Consider the following 19,089-nt stretch of genomic DNA (forward strand, 5'->3'; position numbering starts at 1 on the left):
AACTTTCCTGCACATCAAATGGATATCATGGGTGAGGCATTGGATATTCCTCGACAAGCTCTTGTGAAACTTGGTACTCAGGAAGCGGAACTTTGTGTCCAAGAAGTCGATGAAATTATTGGCTCGATTTGTAAGGTTGCAATCCGATTCAGCAATATCGCTCATGACCTATTACCTGGACAAATTCAAGCAGAGACTCCAACTGATCCAAAATAGGATTGAGCATAATATTCATTTATTGCACTAAATAGCTTTCACAAAGCTCCTATGAAGGGCTTATTCTAACCGTTGTTTTATCACGGCATAAGCTACACCAGTCACCACACTTCCAATCGCAATCGCCAATAAATATTTTAATGGATAATTCATCGCATTCGGAATGATCAGTACCATTACACCGCCATGAGGAGTGACTAGTTCACATTTAAATAATGCAACCAAAGCCCCAGTTACAGCACCACCTGCGATCGCGCATGGAAGCACTCGAATCGGGTCTTTGGCAGCAAACGGAATAGCCCCTTCCGAGATGAAACATAGGCCCAGAACTACAGCAGCCTTCCCTGCATCTTGCTCAGGTTTGGCAAATTTATGCTTTGCCAGAAAAGTTGCAATTGCCATACCCAACGGTGGTACCATACCCGCAGCCATGGTAATCGCCATCGGTCCGTATGTTTGTGACGTAAGTAAGCCCACCGTAAAGGCATAAGCCGCTTTATTTATTGGCCCCCCAACATCAATACACATCATACTCCCAAGGATAACCCCCATGATCATGGCATTGGTCGTCCCCATATTGGCAAGGAAGTGTGTGAGTAATTCAAACAATTGTGCAACAGGCTGTCCAACCACATAAATCATGATTAAACCAACAGCTAAACTGGCCAATAGTGGAATAATCAAAATTGGTTTTAATGCTTCTAGGCTACTTGGGAGTTTAAGCTGTTTCGATAAAAATAACGCAATATAACCTGCAATAAAACCTGCAACTAATCCACCGAGAAAGCCTGCCTCTAATTGTGTAGCAAGTAAACCGCCAATCAAACCTGGAGTTAAACCCGGACGATCCGCAATAGAATAAGCAATGTAACCTGCCAGCATAGGTACCATAAGAGTAAATGCTGCAGCACCTATTTGCTTTAAGGATGCGGCAAAGCTTCCTTCAACAGGATTGAGGCCAAACATAAACGAGATGGCAATGATCAAACCGCCCGCCACAACCATCGGCAGCATGAAAGACACCCCTGTTAAAAGGTGTTTATAAATTCCACTTTTTTCTTTGTTTTCATTTTCAGTCTTAGTGGCTGTTTGCTTACCCGTTTCAAGCACTTTGGCTTCAGCAATTGCATTTGCAAAAGTCTTATCCGTTTGCTTAAGGGCAAATCCTGTACTACAGCGATATACACGTTTGCCTACAAAGCGATCTGTATTGACCTCAATATCCGTTGCTAAGATCACGACATCTGCTTTGGCAATACTTTCTACCGATAAAACATTTTTAGCCCCAACCGATCCTTGGGTTTCAACATCAATCTGATACCCGTGCTTTACTGCACCTTGTTGTAAGGCTTCGGCCGCCATAAACGTATGCGCAACACCAGTTGGACATGCTGTAATGGCGACAAACCGTGTAACCCCTTCATTGGCTGCAATAGTTTCATCTAAAGCATCTGAATGCTCAAGAACTTGTTGCAAAAGCATGATCGCATCGTGTTGTGCATTATTCAAACCAATGACTTTCACAACCTTGTCACGCAGTTGATCCGCATCTGCCGACTTCTGTCCAACAAAAACAACCGTATCAATAACATTTGATAAATCGAGATGCTCGACTGATGTCGCCACATCATTGGAAATGCCAAGTGCTGTTGCTGCTTTGGAGAGTTTTTTGGCCAAAATCACTGCATTAATCGGCTGCTCGGGACTATGTGGCACAAATAAAATATGTTTTATCTCTTGCATCGTATTAACTCAATGATTGGACTGAGATTTGCGATTTCAAATCTTCAATAACAGCAAAGTCTGGAAGGGCAAACCCAATTTGGGTCACAGCATTGCTCGCAATTGCGGTTGCTGTTTTCAATGTTTCTTCTGGGGAAGTTGAACTCAACAAGCCATGAATCATACCTGCTAGCAAGGAATCTCCCGCACCCACCGTACTTTGGACGGTGACCTTCGGTGCAGTAGCATGCAGGGGTTGCGTGCGGTGAAGCCAGTTCACCCCGTTTTCACCCATCGAGACCACAATATGTTCGATCTGACTATTTAAACTGGCAAAAAGATGCTGCTGTTCTGCAAACGTTTCTGCTGGCAAATGGTAGGTTTCCGTCAACTCATCTGTATTAGGCTTAATCAACCAAGGATGGGCAGCAATTGCTGCTTTCAACGCAACACCACTGGTATCTACTGCGACTTTTTTACCCGCAGACTGTAACCATAGAATCAGTGTTGAAAGCTCTTCTGCAGAAAAACCTTGTGGCAAACTACCTGCAATCACAATCACATCAACCTCTAAAATCAGTTGAGATAGGCATTCACGTAGTTGTTGTTTTGCTGAGGTATCTACAAAAAAGCCCTTGCCATTGATGTCAGTCATCTGACCAGAAGCTTCTGCAACTTTAATGTTTTGTCGTGTTTCACCTGCAACATAAATAAATTGGTTATCAAATTGCTCTTGCTGGATATGATGGTCAAAAATTTGACGGTTTTCTTGCCCCAAAAAGCCACTCACAATCAGTTCATGTCCCAAATCCTTAAGGACCTGTGCCACGTTTAAGCCTTTACCTGCTGCATGGCTTTGGGCCGTTAACTGACGATTGACCTCGCCAACTTTTAGTTGATCCAATTGCACGGTGAGGTCAATTGCAGGATTCAGAGTAATGCTTAATATCTTAGCCATTCGTAATTACTCCACCAATGCACGTACGGCAGACGCACTGTCACAACTTAAGGCTTGCTGTGCGACCTGTTGGCAATTTATATAGTTCAAACCACGAATTTGCGCCTTCACCAATGGAATACTGGTACTCGACATACTCAACTCATCCACGCCCAAGCCTATCAATACAGGCACAGCTTTTGGATCAGCAGCCAATTCACCACAAATGCCCACCCATTTACCATGCTGATGTGCTGCCCGAACAGTTTGATCAATCAATAGCAAAATACTCGGATGTAAGCCATCAGCTTCAGCAGACAACAGTGGATGACCACGGTCAATCGCCAGAGTATATTGAGTCAAGTCATTGGTTCCAATACTAAAAAAATCAACTTCTTGAGCAAGAATTGGAGCCAACAATGCTGCCGCAGGAACCTCAATCATAATACCGACTTGTAAGTTTTCACATGGATGCTGTATGCGAACCTCATCTAATATTGCTTTTGCTGCTCGCCATTCTTCAACCCGCCCAATCATCGGAAACATAATTCTTAATGGGCGATTATCCGCTGCTTTAAGTAAAGCAACCAATTGCTGACGTAACAACTCTGGCTTACGTAAAGTCAGACGAATACCACGTAAGCCCAAGAATGGATTTTCTTCCTTTTCAATAGGCAAATACGGTAAAGGTTTGTCCCCGCCCACATCAAGTGTACGTACCACCAATGGACGACCCGCTAAAGCATCTAACACCACCCGATAATCAGCTTCCTGTGTAGCCTCATCAGGCGCACTGCTGTGTGACATAAAGACCAATTCTGTGCGTAGCAAACCAATTGCTTCTGCCCCATCGGCCACAGCCTGTATCGTAGCGCCTACTTTGCCAATATTGGCTGCGATTTCAACTTGATGTTGATCCAGTGTGATGGCAGGCTCTAAACAATGCTGTTCCGCTTGTTTTCGCAACTCACGCTGGCGTTGGCGCTCTGCAATGGCATGATCAATCTGACTTTGCTCGGGTGAGACCACATACTCACCAGTATCCCCATTAATTAGCACTGTGGCATGGTTCTCAATATTTAAAACAGCTACACCCGCACCTACGACTGCTGGAATAGCCAGAGCACGTGCCACAATGGCACTATGGGCACTCGCTCCACCAACCTCGGTCAAAATGCCTGCAACACGATCTTTATTCAGACGCGCGACATCACTCGGACCAACATCATGCATAATTAAAATATAAGGTTGCTCGGGTTCTGTGACATCGGCCACACCACACAAAGCAGCCAAAACACGCTCACCAATATCCCTTAAATCAGCCGCACGCTCTGCCAGTAAACGATCGCTAAGTGCAGCCTGTGCGGTAGCAGCCACTTCAATATGATCATGCCAAGCTGCAGCAGCAGACAACCCTTGCTTTAAACCGCGTTGTACACTTTGGAGGAGGTCTGGATCATCCAGCATTTCCAAATGTGCCATGAATATCTGCTTAATGGCAGTAGATTCAGTATGTGTAATGAATTGACGTAAGCTATTTTTCACCTGATGAAGCGCAATTTCAAGCTTTTCATTCTCAGCTTTAAAACTCTGTCCGCGACGTTCATAACTGAATTCACGTGGCTTCACCACATGAGCAGGACCAAAAGCAAGGCCAGTTGATGCCGCAATACCGCAGCTACCCGTATCGCCATGTGATTCAAAAGGCATTAATTCCAAAGTATTTACGACTGGGTCACTACTGCTGTGCTGATGAGATACAAGATCAACAGGTTCAACATCTTCTCCTAAGCCCTGTTGAACTGCATCAATAATCTGTTCTAAGCCTGCTACAGCATCGGTATCAGGTTGTGCAATAAAAGTCAGAGTTTGACCACGACGGCATCCCATGGCTAATAATTTGGTTAAACTTTTTGCCGAAACGTATGCCCCATCATCTACAGCAATGAGAATATCCCCTGCAAATTTCTTGGTCATATTGACCAAGTATGTCGCAGGACGCGCATGTAGACCATGAGCATTAGCTAAGACAATACGACGAGATGGCCAATCAGGAATCAGTTCAGCACCAATTAACTGCGCCAACTGGTGACTATCTTGCTCTTGGTTGAGGGTAAGAACTTGTTCAGTATCAAACAAAATATCCATTAACCGTTGAAACCGTTGCATATCCAGTTGCTCATTACTGGCAATACACACCAAAGTCTTGAGCATTTCCTGCTGATGGCTTAAAACCTGTTCCGCTTTTACCAAACTTACAGCTGGGCTCAAAACATGCTGGTTAGAAGTGATCGACCAGACCCCCTCCCCTAAATGAATCATGCTGTTTAGGTTTAAACCCGACAGAAAACCACACTCCACCATTTTTTGCTTTTTCAGCAGCTGTGTTGCCTGCCAAATTAAATCTTCTACATCAAGTGCGGGAACTTGGGTGGCGATTAAATTTTCATGCAATGCCAAAGATGCGGGTTGAGCTTGTAATAATGCAATAATTTGCTCTGCGGATTGAGCCTGTTTCACTTGATCAGCGACATCATTAATTAAAGCCCGCGTCAAAATTTGTAAGACTTGCAAATGCTCATCTGATTTCGCAGCAATCACTACTGCTAAATAAATTTTATTTTCACCGTCCCAAACAACTCCTTCAGGAAAGTGCGCCAGACGAATACCAGTTTTTAAAATACATTGGCGAGACTGAGGCGTCCCATGCGGAATGGCAATTCCTTGCCCTAAATATGTTGCACTTTGTTGTTCGCGCGCGGTCAAGCCATAAATATAATCAGGGGTAACCAATTGGTCTTCGACTAAGATATCGACTAGACATTGCAACGCTTGTGCCTTATCAGTGGCGTGTTGTTTCATTCGAACATGTTGTATATCTAGCGCGAGCATAAAACGTCCTTGCAAAGCAGCATAGTGAGAAGCCATGCCTTTTTTACTGGAGAAAAAATAAAAGTCGAATTCTACTCAGGATTTACACAAAAATCTGTATATTTTGATTTTATCTTGATAATCATCATTACGACGCAATTAAGAAACGACGAGATTCTCCAGAGCTCAGTGTTGCGATAGTTGGGTTTAGTTCTAATTGAACCGCTCTATCTGATTTCAGGGGGTATATTTTACTTTTTTCATCGGATCACTACGCTTCGCTACGTCTTGAGAAGCAATGCGTCTCATCTCAGAAAGTTTGGGCTCCGACAAACCCGGTACGGTTCAGTCCTATGAATGAATCAAACTCTTACTTCACTGTATCCGGACAACTCAGATAGAAACCAAACTGGTTCTTGTAAATGGAAAAAATATGGGCTTCAGATTTCGCAAGAGTATTAAAATATTACCTGGATTAAAAATCAATCTGACGCATAAAGGCATCAGCAGTGCAAGCATTGGCAAACCTGGTGCTTCTTTAAATATTGGCAAAAAAGGCACCCGAACCAGCATTGGTATTCCTGGCACAGGCCTATCCTATTCCAAGCGCCAACCCTATAAAAATAGAGCTGGCAACCCAGAGAATCCTGCTCAGGAACAACAACCGTTCTATACATCAGATACCGAGCAACCCAAATCGAATGTCTGGATTTGGGTAATTTTTGGATTATTTTGTTTTATTGTCGGGGCAATTATTTTTTGAATTTAGCCATTCTTTGTACCCCATAATATCCACTGCTAGGCAAAATTTAATTCATTCATTACTATGGACAGATGTTAAATACAATAAAGGCTGCCACTGATGTCTGATAATGACAGTACTATGGATTATGATGAAAATGATTTAATCGATTCTCCCTTGTCTCAAATTTTACAAGAGGATAATGAGCAAGTTGAAATTCTCATTTATCGATTACCTGATAGTAACTGGACACTGGAAGTGGTAAACCAAAATGGTACTTCTACGGTATGGGATGAAACATTCCCGTCAGATCAGGAAGCTCTATCTGTCGCTTTAGATGGAATTAAAGCCGCAGGCGGTATTCAAGCCTTTTCCGAAATCAGTGACCTCGAAGCAAAGAAAAATATTTTTCCTGAATCCCTTACTCGCCATTAAAAATGAAGTTGCTGGCGTGGATCTGAATCATTATTTTCTGGATTCTTAGAACCTGTCGCGATGATAGGTTCACTTCAACCCAAACCCATCTAGGGTTGAAGGGTCAAAGTTTTCATCAAACATAAACTCATCTGCTCGCTCTTTTTTTAATGTCGTCAGGGCATAAAAGAAACATTTTTCACATAACTGCAATTCATATCTTTCCCCGTCATGCTTGGAACCATAGCCCCAATGCGCCGATAAAGTGCCAAACTCCAGTTTCGTTGATTGGTTGCATACATCACATATAACATCTGTAATGACTTCTACCTGTTTCAGTTGTTTAATTTCCATATACGGCTCCCGATATCAATCAAGTTAAATTTGTCTACATACTTATCAAAAATTGACTCCTGTTTGGTTTTAATTACCATTAAAAAAGATCAAATTTGAGCATTGTTATTGTAATAATCAACTATACTCATCCCTACTGTATTCATTGTAATCTGCTATGTGAACATCATAATAGAAACATGATATTTTTTGCCAACTCACAAATATAGCTAACTAATAGTGAGTATCTAATCGAGGAGGAAAATTTGAAACTTTCAATAATAAATAAACTTTAAAAACAAGGAAAAAATGATACCTCCTGCCATATTCAAAAACTCTAAATATACGTGAATATTGCTGTATTATTTTTATTCAATAGCACACATGGATCTGACATCTGAACTACTTTTGAAGTTTCCAGCAACACAGATAAGTACTCTAAAAAATTTCAAAAAAAGAAGAATCACCATTCATCCACAAGCGTATGGTTTCAACTTATGCTACTTAAATATGTTTAAAAATCTCACTGCAGATTTAGATATTTCTAATCGCATAAAAGAACTCCATGTGTGGAAAACTTCAGAATTTGATGGCTACTCCATTTTCAATAATATTAACTTATATCTTAGCTATTTAAAGCAAGATATTAATGAAGTCACTTTAATTATTCATCATCAACAATCTTTTTCAGAGGATGAGTTAGCATTTCTGATGGAGTTATGCAGTCGTGAATTTATTCAATTCATCAAATCTACAAAATTTGATATTCGTTCGTTAAATCCACGAAAAACATTGCATTTAATTAACACACATCTTTCACGTCAAACACTATTGACCCTTAACAAAGAATCATCTTTAAAGCCACATCATCAAATGAGTCTGGAACTGCTAGCACAACTACTTTCATGTTCTCGAAATCAACTGAATCAGCGTACTAAAAATATCAAACAACAGCGTACACATATTTTTAATGAATTATCACTCAACAGCAGATGTGTAAAAGAACTCGTTGATCACTCTGATAGTTGTATAAGTACAGAAAAATTTTGGAGATCATAGTGTCGAACGATCTAAACGAGCATATTGATTTGCCAGTTATTTCAATTTCACTGCAAAAAACACTAGAAAAACTGTTTGGTGATGAGCAATTTGAACGTACGCAACATATCAACTTTGTGCTTAAACTATTGTCTTCTCAACAGACTGACAATTTTCTGGTTGGTCTCAATCTCGATTACTTTAATATCGATATAGAGTTTGATTCGCAGCTGCCGACACCTCCGGTAATCCCTTTCACGAAAAAAGTTAAGATTAGTGATCTACCGATTACTTCATATGTCAATTCAATTTCGCAATTATCTGAATCGCAGACGCATGCAAAAAATTGGAATATTCTAGTTTTAAAAGCAGCAATTTATTTAATTGCTCTTCCTGAGCTCAAGCCAGATCTTTTTAAACAAGCGCACGCCGAACACTTCAATACAGTAAAGCGCTTATTCCAACGTTTTAGAACTGCAAATAAAAATTTAGATACTGAAAAAAAATATCATAATACAGAAGAATATAAACGCCTCTGGAATGTCTATCTTAAAGATCTAACGCTGAGCTTAGAGCAATTTATTCAACATCTGATCACATTAGATACGGATGAATTGCCTGAGTTTGATCGCAATCTACTCAATGATATTCGCATTACTTTTAACTATGTTTTAAAAAACAAAGCGAAGATTGCACGTGCCAGTATCGATACACAGCTTCAATATCAGTTTCTTGATGAAGAACAATTCATTGAAGAAAGTATCGAAATAAAAAAAGGGGCCTCGCCTAAGGCACTGAGTATAGAAACGTTAATTGATGAGCCGCTTCATCGGCAAATTGTTGTCAATCCAACTGACGTCACACCACTCGCAGCACATTCAGAAACAAGTCAAATTTATATTCTACCGCTTGTTGCAAAACATATTCAACGCAAAGAACATTTACTTACGTCGAGTAGTTTTTTCCCGAACCCATCTAGTATGAACCATCTACTGAAAAGACTTCATGTGGACTACTCTGAACATCAAAATAAAAGTGCTCTGATCTTGATGCTCGCATTTTTAACAGGCAACAGTGTGAATGAGTGGCTATATATACAAAGCAAGCGAGCTAAAAAGTTAAATAACCGCCAAAAATTGATCTATAAAAATGATCAGTTCTTCTTAAACAGTCACTTTAATGTATTTGAGAACCGCAATTTTGAGTATTCAGACAACTTGCTCAATCAGACGATCTATTTAGACATTCCAATCCCGAATCTATTCATTGAGGATCTGCGCAAAATGGATTCGGTTAGTTTCGATGATATACAGCAATATTTACGCAAATTAAGACAAGAATTATTGATTCCAAAACTGTCTGTCGTAAAGGTGAGTTCTCTACTGCATCATACGGTTCTTGCAAAAACAGGGAATAAACAACTCGCAGATTTAATCACAGGGATTGATGCCAATCAGTCATCATCTGTTTCTTATTGTCATCAGAATATTCCACGATTACATGCACAATATGTTGATATTCTAAAATCACTTTGTGCAGATGTAGCAAGCACATATGAAAGTTGTGTACCTTCGCTCCCTGCTTCAATAATTCATTTTGGTAGTCGTAAAGCTCCAAAACCACAGGTCATTACAGAGATTTTTGCTGTATTGAAATTTAATATTTTTTCACAAGCTGAAGACGATCTGATTGCTATATACAACCACTACAACATATGGATGTGGCATATCCTCCTTCTTTTTACAGCAGCACGCCCCGTTGCTGAATTCCCTGGATTTCTTAAAAACTTTAATTTAAAACGCCAAATTTTGATGGTTTCTGACAAAGAAGTAGGCGGCCGCAATGGATTCGGACGTCTAATCCCACTTTGTTCATTTTTAGTTGAAGAGATAAAAAAATTCCTTAAATTTTTAGAATATTTTTCGACTCAAATCATGATGAGTCATCCAGCTTTAAATGATGTTATACAACAAATAGAAGCAAGTAAGCTGCCCTTTTTGGGAATCAACCAAGATGATGAGTGGAAACCACTAAGTCCTTCTACAGTCAAAAATTTCCATCCTGAATTAGGACTTGATCATGCAAATTGGCATCGCCATATAGCTCGTGCATTTTTGACTCATAAAATTACCGAACCTGAGATTTTAGCTCTCTTTGGACATGAGCTCATGCAACAAGAAGCAGCACATCCTTTTTCCAGTTTATCCCTATCTCAATTTTCTAAAATTGCGAATGTTTTAGAGCAAATGAAGGATCAATTTAAAATTAGCGGGATTGAAGTAAATGTCATCATTCAATAAAAAAATCCAAAAAAAACGCTATGCTGAAGATAGACGTCAACTTCAACGTAATGAATTAGAAAAGAACCTACGAGCTGATGCAGAACAAGAGCTCCGACAGTACTTTGATGAGCAAAAATTCTCAAATGACGAATTAATTCAAGCGTACCCTGCGATTTATGAGTTTATTAAACGTAAAGCACCAAATTTGGCTTGGAAAAAATATGCACATAAATTCTTCCGAACATATATCAAAGATCTCAATAAGAGCAATAACCTAGACTTCCCATTACCTTATCTCACCTTTGAGATGAAACGCGATGAACCAATTTTCACTTTGGATTGGATCCAGGCCGGTCATGAAATTGACATCTTTATAGAAAAACTTTGGGATTACTGGATTCTTGCTCAAGATAGTTCCGCTTTTTCTGATGATGAAATTATTGGGAATATTCTGCTTTGCTCAATGTTATACGGTGGATTAAATCAAATATCTTCATTAAATGCTTTGCTCGAACATTTAAAAAACCCTGCAAAAATCCAAAAAATTTGCGATTTTAATATCATCTTTTTAGAGCCACTTTCTCCAAGCTATGGCGATCTATTTGTTGATGAAAAAACAATTCGAAAATCACGTAATTTTATCCCAGATCAGCTGACAAGACTTTGGCTCATTCATTTTAATACAAGACAAATTCGTGACATCAGTCTAGATGTGAATGTGTATCTACACCTCATTTTTCAAAAAATAAAACATCCATACACCAACAAGACTTTTGAGTTTTTAAGTGACTACGCCAATTTTAATTGGCTACAACTACAGAATGCAGATATTGATTCTGCCCTCTCACAATGTTTGTTAGAAAACACTCTCACGTGTGGTTTATCAGAACATGAGTTTGAAAACTTTGCATTCCCAAAATTTAAAACTCAATTAAGTGCTGAAATCGAACGAAATGTCTCTTCTACAGCCAAAGTCCTACCAGATCTCAATACGTCTGAAGCAGTAGAAAATGTGATATTTATTCATAAAAACTTGCTGAAAATTATGCGCACATCAACGGACCAAGGCACTGCTAAACTCATTATTGATTTTTGCCTGCTTCACCAAGAGCAGTTTAATGAGTTTTCTAAGCGCATTATCTTATGGCTCATCAGTCTCTATCAACCAAATTCAGAGCAAATAAAAGAATTATCAACCACCTTTGATTTTGATACAACTCAGTACACGAAGGCATTTCAAGACAATCAAAAACTCGCAGATAGTTCAATCTATACATATTACACCCGGATCGCAGAACCGTTTTTAACTCATGCCTTACAATACATCGATGCCGACGATGACATTAATGATCTGCTGAACAAAATCTATCAACAAATCATTAGCAATACACGACTTGCTGATGAAGTAGATCAATCTGAGTTTAAAAAATCTAAAGACCAAACAATCCACATGTTGAAACGCTTTCATACCTTTCAACAAATTGTTTTTCAAGCAGAAGATTTCGAACTTGAATTTATTGCATCGCAAAGTCGACCACGGGCACGCATCATAGGCCACACAGCCTTCCAGGTCATATTAAAGAAGTTAAATCAGCTCTTACATGACCAATCCATCTCAGACCATCACTATAAATTATTAAAAATCATTTATATTTTGGCTTACCGTACTGGTATGCGTATTAACGAAATACTCGGGTTACGTGTAAAAGATATCGAGGGTTTAAATCAATTTTCTATCTGGGTTCAACCTTATGGTTCAAAAAAACAAGGGAATCAACATCTTCTCAAAACGGATAGTGCGGAACGGATTGTGCCTGCATACGCTTTGCTAAAAGATGATGAGTACCAATTCTTTAGCGATTTTGTTGTTGAAAAACGCTTAGAAAATAAGAAAAGTTTATATTTATTCAGCAACTTGAATGAAAATAAAAAACTGAATAAACACACTATCACCGTACCCCTAAAACTGATATTAAATCAGGTCTTTAAAGGGCATCATTACTCCTTTCACTCTTTTCGTCACACTGCAGCGAATCATTTATCGCTTTTACTGAACTGTGAATATGCACCACTTGTGCAAAAGCTAACCGACTATAGCGAAAACGAATATCAAAAAATTCGAGCTGAGCTACTTCAAAATCAACATGGACAAAACCATTGGTTTGTTATTGCACATCTCTTAGGACATATAGAGCCAGTTGAAACATTCAAAAGCTATATTCATTTAAGTTATCTCATAGCTGGTCAAAAACTACTAAAATATCATCCAGATATGCCTAATGAATTGGCTAAAAAAATTATGGGCCACAATGCAACGTTTAAAAATTTGCAAATAACAAATGATGAAAAAGACTTTAATTTTGAAAAAAACCAGGCCGTTCTAGCAACTATATTATTAAACGATCAAACAAAATGGCTTCAAAGTAATGCTACTGACATTTTAGATGAACTGTCGTTACAAATAGATCAATCCCATGATTTTTTTGCTTTCTTTGTTGGAACAGAAGATTCTAAAATTTCACTTCAACGCTTCTATGAAACGCTCAATATATTGGAGACTACTAACGATCCTAAAAGTGCAGCTCAACGTATGTGCTTACCAGAAGAGCTTGTCAATTGTTGGTATGAAAATGCCCTAAATTTAGCAAACATTAAATCAAAAAAAGGGAATCCCCGTTTATTTAGTATTGATAGCTCAACCCACTTAAAACCAGCAATGCTTGATAGCGCTGAAGAGCTTCATGCAGTGACTTATTTTTTTGAACATCTACAGAAAATAGCTCGTAAAAAACTAACACAAATTGCATACATCCTGAATGTATTTTTAAATCGAGTGACTGCTTCACATACCGGTATCCATTATCGCTGGAAGGATATCGATCAACTCGAACATTTTTACTCCCAAGTTAAGGCTTTATTTCCTGCCAAATTTTGGCACTTACTTGGACAAGATTTGCAAACAAAGTTAGATGCTAAACAACAGCCTCAACTTTTCAAATTAGCAAAAGCATCAACAGATAAACATCCACCAACTCAAGAGGAGTTTCCTCGTCTACAACTCTACTCAGTAAAAGATGGTCATGCTCTTGCTGCATTTAAATTTTGCTTACATCTAGCTTGTATTGGCAGACCTCGATCTCTTGAACTGCAAGTTGAAGGTCTAAAAATCACTACATGCGGTTAAATAATTTAACCGTTGCTTCCTTATCTAAAGCCACATTTAATATATCTTTAGCAAAAATTGGATGTCTAAAAAACAATAAGAAAATAGTATAAATTCTATGTATCAGTAACCTCTGAAACAGAGATCAGTTATGCGTAAAACATTAGAAAAAATTGCAAAACAAAAAAAGGTATTGGCTAAATCTGTTTTATCAGCTGCAAAACAACTTGGTTTGACACAGGACCAGCTTGCTATCGTTCTCAATTTAGATTCAGTGGAAACTTTAAATTCGCTTGAGTTAGATCCCGATTCAAGTCAGGGAGAACTCGCAATTATTTTAATTCGTATTGCGATATCATTAGATGCTCTAACAGGTGGAGAGGCTAAATGGATGCAACATTTTATGAATGTCACCCAATAAATTGTTGAGTTGTATTCCAATAGAACAGATTCAGAACCCTCAGGGATTGGCCTCTGTTTTACAATTGGTGGAAGGCCTTCAGACTAAACTTTAAGATAAGCAAAGTATTACAGAAAAATTTGAAAGTGATAGTCCTCTCCAATAATTCAAATGCGAGGTATAAGAATCCCCTCTTCTTTTCAAGATGTATATGTCTGACCTAATTCCGTCAATAATACAGTCAGCAAAGCTGAATGGCCTAGATCCGTATGCCTATTTAAATGATGTGCTGAAAAGGCCGCCGACACATAAATGACCCAAATAGAAGAATTACTAACACACCGCTGGAAACCTGAACCGAATTAAAAAATAGCTATGGGGTTCAGCGGACGCTTACGTATTAGATTCCTTTAGATTTTAAATATCTAATTAGACTTCTTTAATCTAATAGGATCTAATCAGCCCATTAAGCACCTCATTACCGATCAACTAGCACAGTTAATAACTCCATTATTTTGTGGTTTAATACGTATATATAGACATAAGATACAATATTATGGATTTAAAATTCAAAAAACCTGAAGAGGTTGTTACTTCATTATGTGAAAGGCTTCGCAAAGAACGACTTTATCTGGAAATGACTCAGGCAGACGTCGCTACACGTGCTGGTGTTAGTGTGAATACAGTATCTAATCTGGAAGCTGGTCGAAATGTTTCATTTGAAAATTTAGTACGTGTTGCCATGGTATTAGGCCGATTAAAAGATTTAGAGGAACTCTTTAAACCTCATTTAAACAGTGTAAATGACATTCTCCGCTATGAGAGCAATACGGCTCGCCAACGTATCAAAAGGAAATAAGTCCATGCTCAAAAAACTTAATGTTTACTACAATGGATGGGGTGAATATTGGCTTTGGGGTACACTGGTCTCCTCAACCGCAATCACAGGTCGGCCATTAATCGCCTTTGAATACAGTGCAGAAGCGATCAGTAAAGGTTTAGAACTTTCCTCTTACCTACTCCCGTTAAAAGGTGACCCATTAAGAACGAACTTTCCTGCACATCAAATGGGATTGCCAGGTCCTATATATGATGCCTTGCCCGATGGTTGGGGCATGCTTCTTATGGATCGCTTATTTAAAAAAAATGGATTTAATCCTGCACGGATTGGGCCATTAGAAAGACTCACGTATATTAATACACATGCGATGGGAGCATTATCCTTTGAACCTTCAGCAACTGAGTTAGCATTAACTGAAAATATCCCACTGATTAAACTCGCTCAAGAAGTTCAGGAAGTTCTCAAAGGAGAAGGTGCAGAATTTTTACAGCATTTATTAATTATGGGTGGATCTCCACAAGGTGCAAGGCCAAAAGCGCTCATCTATCGTGATCCTGTCACCAATGAATTCTCAACAGTTAGCTCACATCAACATGAAGCTTGGCTGATCAAATTTCCCGCTCAGCAAGAGCATCCTGAAGTTTGTGCAATTGAAGCTGTTTATGCAGAATGTTTGCGTCATTGTCATATTGATACCCCTGACACTCAATATTTTACTCTTCCGAATGGATTAACCGCATTTGCATCAAAGAGATTTGACCGCCACGATGGCATGCGTATCCCTATGCAAAGTTTAGCGGCCTTCACCGGAGCTGATTTTAAATCACCAGGGAGTTTAGACTACAGTAACTTTCTTCGCGCTGCACACTTTTGCACCAATGATGTTCGCGAAAAAGCAATTGCATTCAAGCGAGCTGTTTTCAATGTAGTCTTCAATAATCGAGATGATCATTGCAAAAACTTTTCATTTCTGATGTCCCAAAATGGGCAATGGAAACTCTCCCCTGCCTATGATGTTACTTTCTGTGAAGGGCCAGGTGGATATCATCAAATGGATATCATGGGTGAGGCACTGGATATTCCCCGACAAGCTCTTGTAAAACTTGGTACTCAGGAAGCGGAACTTTCTGCCCAAGAAGTCGATGAAATTATTAGTTCGATTTGTAAGGTTGCAATCCGATTCAGCAATATCGCTCATGATCTATTACCTGGACAAATTCAAACAGAGACTATCCAAATGATCCAAAATAGGATTGAGCATAATATCAATTTATTGCACTAAATAGCTTTTACAAAGCTGAACCGTACCGGGTTTGTCGGAGACCAAACTTTCTGAGATGAGACGCATTGCTTCGCAAGACGTAGCGAAGCGTAGTGATCCGATGAAAAACCTAAATATACCCCTGAAATCAGAGATAGAGCGGTTCAATTATTGATTGAATTTGAAAAAGATTATCCATCGAATTGGGCTGCGATTGCGCCTAAAATTGGTTGCACTCCTGAAACTTTACGAGTTTGGTATCAAAAATATTTAGATCAACAAAATTCAATTAAAGTACAGCAACTTCCATATCAAGAACGTATTAAACAGCCCGAACGTGAAAATAAAGAAGTGCAACGTGCGAATGAAATTCTCCTTAAAGCAGCCACTTTTTTCGCCCAGGTGGAGCTCGAACGCCCACACAAATAATGCTGGATTTCATCCATAACAATAAAGACTTATATGGCGTTGAGGCGATTTGTAAGATTTTTCCGATCGCAGCTTCTACCTATTAATTTAATTAAAAATGGGGGTATTACCCCTAGATCTAGTTGATGGGAAGCTTCGCTTCGCAAGGGAACATCAAACTAAGCGAGATCTACATGATTTGCATCATGCTGAATAAATTAAACGAATTTGGAAAGAAAGCTCCGGGCGTTATAGCATTTTAAAAACATCAGACAGCCTATCTAAGAGATTATTTATTGGTCTACTATGATAAGACTAACCCGTTAAGCTAGGTGGCCTAACTTAAATAAAAAAGTCTCCGACAAACCCGGTACAGTTCAGTTTATACCGATGGAGCTTATGACACCAAGCAATGCCGTCAGGTCATTGCAGATCGGCAAGCGCATGCGGTGATTCCACCTAGAAAAAATGCGAAACAATGGAAAGATACAAAGAGTAGCTCGCTAGAGCGAAATGAATTACTTCGAACAATTAAACGTTTAGGCAGGACACTATGGAAAAAATGGTCAGGCTATCATCGTCGAAGTTTGGTTGAAACTAAGATGCATTGCATCAAATTATTAGGAGATAAACTCAGTGCAAGGAGTTTTGATAGCCAAGTGAATGAGATCCATGCACGTGTAGCAGTCCTTAACAGATTTACGGAATTAGGTCGACCACTTACCCAAGTTACGCCTTAAATTTGGCTCAATTAGGGGCGCTTTGCATTTCAAATCTTTGTGCAACAAAGCCGAGAAAATATGTAAAAAACTAAATATTGAACTTACTCCCCATGGATTGAGGAGATCATATAAAACGTTAGCTATTTGGGCAAAAATCAATGAAGGATCTTTAGCACAGATATCAGGTCATAAACCAAGTGCATTAGTTGAAAGGCACTACATCGTACGACCTATGGATATGCTACAAGAAACACTACAAGAATATGAGGATTGGATTTTGCAACAAGTGCGAAATGGCATTAATTGAAATACCTCGACACGGCCTAATGCTAGTCAGTTAAGAAATTGACTGGTATTCTCTTGGGTATTTCTGCGGTTTTCCCTTCACAACCCTAGGGCAACTTCTCGCTCTTCTCTCAGGTAAAATGTATTTCTTGGCTTTTCCAGTAAATTTTCAAAATGCTTGGATAAATTACCTGCTGAATCCAATGAAGTGAATCTTTAAATATTCAGAATACTAATGGATGCAATATGAAAGCTGATTCTCAGAGGACTAGCTTTTGCCCGTTGAGCCATATATTTCATTTGATACTTTGGATGAAGTACAAGATTATGCAGCAAATTGGCTGTGGCATTACAATCATGAAAGACCACACCAGGCCAACAAAGGAAGGCCTCCTCTAATGGCTGCTTAACCTCTACTCTTAACTTCGGTTATTTATGGGAGGATTACCTAGTTTGTATCTTAATTTGCTTAAACTGCCTTGGTTAAAATCATTTTTACTTTCTAAACCTCTTAATTTTAAGGAAAAAGAGTATATAGTTACTTTATCAGCACAATATACTCCATTAATTCTTATTACCAATTAACATTTACTCGGCGATTTGGTGCTAAACATTCCACAGTTGAAGTAGATTTGGTTTGACCTTCACACTCTTTATAAATTCGGGTTGTTCCATTGGCATCGACTTTAATGTAATTCGGATCAATCCCCAGTTGAGCTAGCAAATAAGCCACGGTATTCGCACGCTGTGCAGATAAAACCTGGTTATAGTTAAAGTTACCCAATTTATCGGCATAACCCGTCACAGTAACCCGCTGGCTGCCGGACTGCTTAATGGCCTCTGCAATTTCTTCCACGCGGCTAAAGTCACGGTTAATCGCAGACTCATCATAACGGTCAAAGGCGAATAGTACGCTAGCTTGTGCAACTTGGGCATTCAGTCCTCCAACAACCAATGCATTTTTATCTACAGGTTGATTGTTGGCACCATATTGCGCCAAGCCCTGACAGGCTTCACCCTTCCAATAATATGCCTTGGCCAAGTAGTCTTTATCAAAGTCGATACGTAACTGGCAGCGTTTGTATTGCTGGGTTTCAGGCACACGGATATCCAATACATAGTTCCATTCACGAACCCCAAACACGCCTTCGCTAAAATGTGGATGGCCCAAAATATAACGAATTTGGTCTTTGGTTAAGCCATTTTCCAGACGCAGTACCTGATCATATTCATAACGGTGAACTTGATCTAGGTAACTTTTTTTCACTTCTGGAAAAGAAACGGACTCATCAGCCATCTGTAAATTAATCTGCTCTTTTGCATGTGTTAGACCACTCAACACACCAGTTAAAAATACACAGCTTACAATTGTTTTTAATAAAGTTTTCATTGTCATCTCAATTCTTGATTAAATTTAAAAAACAAGTGGGAAAGAGCCACCATGCTCTTTCCCC

The 19,089-nt window shown here is 39.1% G+C and carries 12 protein-coding genes, 7 pseudogenes and 1 other annotated feature; of the genes and pseudogenes, 14 read left to right on the forward strand and 5 right to left on the reverse strand.

Features of this window, described 5'->3' with window-relative positions:
* Window positions 1-12: 12 nt before the first annotated feature.
* Window positions 13-247 (forward strand): annotated as a pseudogene (locus tag AC4CUZ_RS02880) (hypothetical protein); the annotation flags it as partial.
* Between the two features lie 29 nt (window positions 248-276).
* Here the strand turns inward: AC4CUZ_RS02880 and AC4CUZ_RS02885 are convergent.
* The 3 genes from AC4CUZ_RS02885 to ptsP are packed head-to-tail and all read right to left on the reverse strand — an operon-like array spanning window position 277 to window position 5,767.
* Window positions 277-1,959, reverse strand: a complete 1,683-nt coding sequence (locus tag AC4CUZ_RS02885) for a fructose-specific PTS transporter subunit EIIC (RefSeq protein WP_180056355.1) — start codon at window positions 1,957-1,959, stop codon at window positions 277-279.
* 4 nt (window positions 1,960-1,963) lie between these two features.
* Window positions 1,964-2,896, reverse strand: a complete 933-nt coding sequence (pfkB, locus tag AC4CUZ_RS02890) for a 1-phosphofructokinase (RefSeq protein WP_180056354.1) — start codon at window positions 2,894-2,896, stop codon at window positions 1,964-1,966.
* 6 nt (window positions 2,897-2,902) lie between these two features.
* On the reverse strand, window positions 2,903-5,767 hold the full coding sequence (gene ptsP, locus AC4CUZ_RS02895; protein WP_490748042.1) for a phosphoenolpyruvate--protein phosphotransferase: 2,865 nt from the start codon (window positions 5,765-5,767) through the stop codon (window positions 2,903-2,905).
* 412 nt (window positions 5,768-6,179) lie between these two features.
* Between ptsP and AC4CUZ_RS02900 the strand changes: the two genes are divergently transcribed.
* Both AC4CUZ_RS02900 and AC4CUZ_RS02905 read left to right on the forward strand, forming a co-directional pair.
* Complete coding sequence (locus AC4CUZ_RS02900) at window positions 6,180-6,509, forward strand: DUF4236 domain-containing protein (protein WP_490747187.1); 330 nt, start codon at window positions 6,180-6,182, stop codon at window positions 6,507-6,509.
* A gap of 99 nt (window positions 6,510-6,608) precedes the next feature.
* Entirely contained in the window at window positions 6,609-6,923 is a 315-nt protein-coding gene (locus AC4CUZ_RS02905) for a hypothetical protein (RefSeq protein ID WP_004684356.1), read from the forward strand.
* A 69-nt stretch (window positions 6,924-6,992) separates the two neighbouring features.
* Here AC4CUZ_RS02905 and AC4CUZ_RS02910 read toward each other — a convergent pair whose 3' ends face one another.
* Window positions 6,993-7,256 (reverse strand): hypothetical protein, encoded by a 264-nt coding sequence (locus AC4CUZ_RS02910; RefSeq protein ID WP_004684355.1) that lies wholly within the window; start codon window positions 7,254-7,256, stop codon window positions 6,993-6,995.
* 363 nt (window positions 7,257-7,619) lie between these two features.
* Between AC4CUZ_RS02910 and AC4CUZ_RS02915 the strand changes: the two genes are divergently transcribed.
* The 11 genes and pseudogenes from AC4CUZ_RS02915 to AC4CUZ_RS02965 form a co-directional block, all read left to right on the forward strand.
* A complete protein-coding gene (locus AC4CUZ_RS02915) occupies window positions 7,620-8,294 on the forward strand; it encodes a hypothetical protein (RefSeq protein ID WP_490747188.1) in 675 nt (224 codons plus the stop codon).
* Window positions 8,294-10,573: a hypothetical protein gene (locus AC4CUZ_RS02920; protein ID WP_490747189.1), complete on the forward strand. Its 2,280-nt coding sequence runs from the start codon at window positions 8,294-8,296 to the stop codon at window positions 10,571-10,573. Before AC4CUZ_RS02915 ends, AC4CUZ_RS02920 begins: the two co-directional genes overlap by 1 nt.
* Complete coding sequence (locus tag AC4CUZ_RS02925) at window positions 10,557-13,739, forward strand: site-specific integrase (RefSeq protein WP_490747190.1); 3,183 nt, start codon at window positions 10,557-10,559, stop codon at window positions 13,737-13,739. Before AC4CUZ_RS02920 ends, AC4CUZ_RS02925 begins: the two co-directional genes overlap by 17 nt.
* 130 nt (window positions 13,740-13,869) lie before the next feature.
* Window positions 13,870-14,233, forward strand: a pseudogene (locus AC4CUZ_RS02930) (antitoxin Xre/MbcA/ParS toxin-binding domain-containing protein).
* 108 nt (window positions 14,234-14,341) lie between these two features.
* Window positions 14,342-14,484: pseudogene (locus AC4CUZ_RS02935) on the forward strand (transposase domain-containing protein); the annotation flags it as partial.
* 190 nt (window positions 14,485-14,674) lie between these two features.
* Window positions 14,675-14,977, forward strand: coding sequence for a helix-turn-helix transcriptional regulator (locus AC4CUZ_RS02940; RefSeq protein WP_004684350.1), 303 nt, complete (start codon window positions 14,675-14,677; stop codon window positions 14,975-14,977).
* A gap of 4 nt (window positions 14,978-14,981) precedes the next feature.
* Window positions 14,982-16,241, forward strand: a complete 1,260-nt coding sequence (locus AC4CUZ_RS02945) for a type II toxin-antitoxin system HipA family toxin (RefSeq protein WP_031996090.1) — start codon at window positions 14,982-14,984, stop codon at window positions 16,239-16,241.
* Between the two features lie 126 nt (window positions 16,242-16,367).
* A pseudogene (locus AC4CUZ_RS02950) lies at window positions 16,368-16,926 on the forward strand (transposase); the annotation flags it as partial.
* Window positions 16,607-16,723 (forward strand) — a sequence feature (AL1L pseudoknot). It overlaps the preceding pseudogene by 117 nt.
* Window positions 16,927-17,005: 79 nt before the next feature.
* Window positions 17,006-17,368 (forward strand): annotated as a pseudogene (locus tag AC4CUZ_RS02955) (IS5 family transposase); the annotation flags it as partial.
* A 49-nt stretch (window positions 17,369-17,417) separates the two neighbouring features.
* Window positions 17,418-17,657 (forward strand): annotated as a pseudogene (locus AC4CUZ_RS02960) (integrase); the annotation flags it as partial.
* A gap of 277 nt (window positions 17,658-17,934) precedes the next feature.
* Window positions 17,935-18,045 (forward strand): annotated as a pseudogene (locus AC4CUZ_RS02965) (integrase core domain-containing protein); the annotation flags it as partial.
* 164 nt (window positions 18,046-18,209) lie between these two features.
* Here the strand turns inward: AC4CUZ_RS02965 and tpgA are convergent.
* On the reverse strand, window positions 18,210-19,025 hold the full coding sequence (gene tpgA / locus AC4CUZ_RS02970) for a trimeric autotransporter adhesin/peptidogylcan-associated protein TpgA (RefSeq protein ID WP_004681119.1): 816 nt from the start codon (window positions 19,023-19,025) through the stop codon (window positions 18,210-18,212).
* Between the last annotated feature and the right edge of the window lie 64 nt (window positions 19,026-19,089).

It is taken from the genome of Acinetobacter sp. 789_lipA (genome assembly GCF_058242845.1).

What these genes read in the sequence shown, in the direction of transcription:
- AC4CUZ_RS02885 (WP_180056355.1), bottom strand. Translation starts at nt 1,959, where the DNA reads ATGCAAGAGATAAAACATATTTTATTTGTGCCACATAGTCCCGAGCAG.
- pfkB (WP_180056354.1), bottom strand. Translation starts at nt 2,896, where the DNA reads ATGGCTAAGATATTAAGCATTACTCTGAATCCTGCAATTGACCTCACC.
- ptsP (WP_490748042.1), bottom strand. Translation starts at nt 5,767, where the DNA reads ATGCTCGCGCTAGATATACAACATGTTCGAATGAAACAACACGCCACT.
- AC4CUZ_RS02900 (WP_490747187.1), top strand. Translation starts at nt 6,180, where the DNA reads ATGGGCTTCAGATTTCGCAAGAGTATTAAAATATTACCTGGATTAAAA.
- AC4CUZ_RS02905 (WP_004684356.1), top strand. Translation starts at nt 6,609, where the DNA reads ATGTCTGATAATGACAGTACTATGGATTATGATGAAAATGATTTAATC.
- AC4CUZ_RS02910 (WP_004684355.1), bottom strand. Translation starts at nt 7,256, where the DNA reads ATGGAAATTAAACAACTGAAACAGGTAGAAGTCATTACAGATGTTATA.
- AC4CUZ_RS02915 (WP_490747188.1), top strand. Translation starts at nt 7,620, where the DNA reads ATGGATCTGACATCTGAACTACTTTTGAAGTTTCCAGCAACACAGATA.
- AC4CUZ_RS02925 (WP_490747190.1), top strand. Translation starts at nt 10,557, where the DNA reads ATGTCATCATTCAATAAAAAAATCCAAAAAAAACGCTATGCTGAAGAT.
- AC4CUZ_RS02940 (WP_004684350.1), top strand. Translation starts at nt 14,675, where the DNA reads ATGGATTTAAAATTCAAAAAACCTGAAGAGGTTGTTACTTCATTATGT.
- AC4CUZ_RS02945 (WP_031996090.1), top strand. Translation starts at nt 14,982, where the DNA reads ATGCTCAAAAAACTTAATGTTTACTACAATGGATGGGGTGAATATTGG.
- tpgA (WP_004681119.1), bottom strand. Translation starts at nt 19,025, where the DNA reads ATGAAAACTTTATTAAAAACAATTGTAAGCTGTGTATTTTTAACTGGT.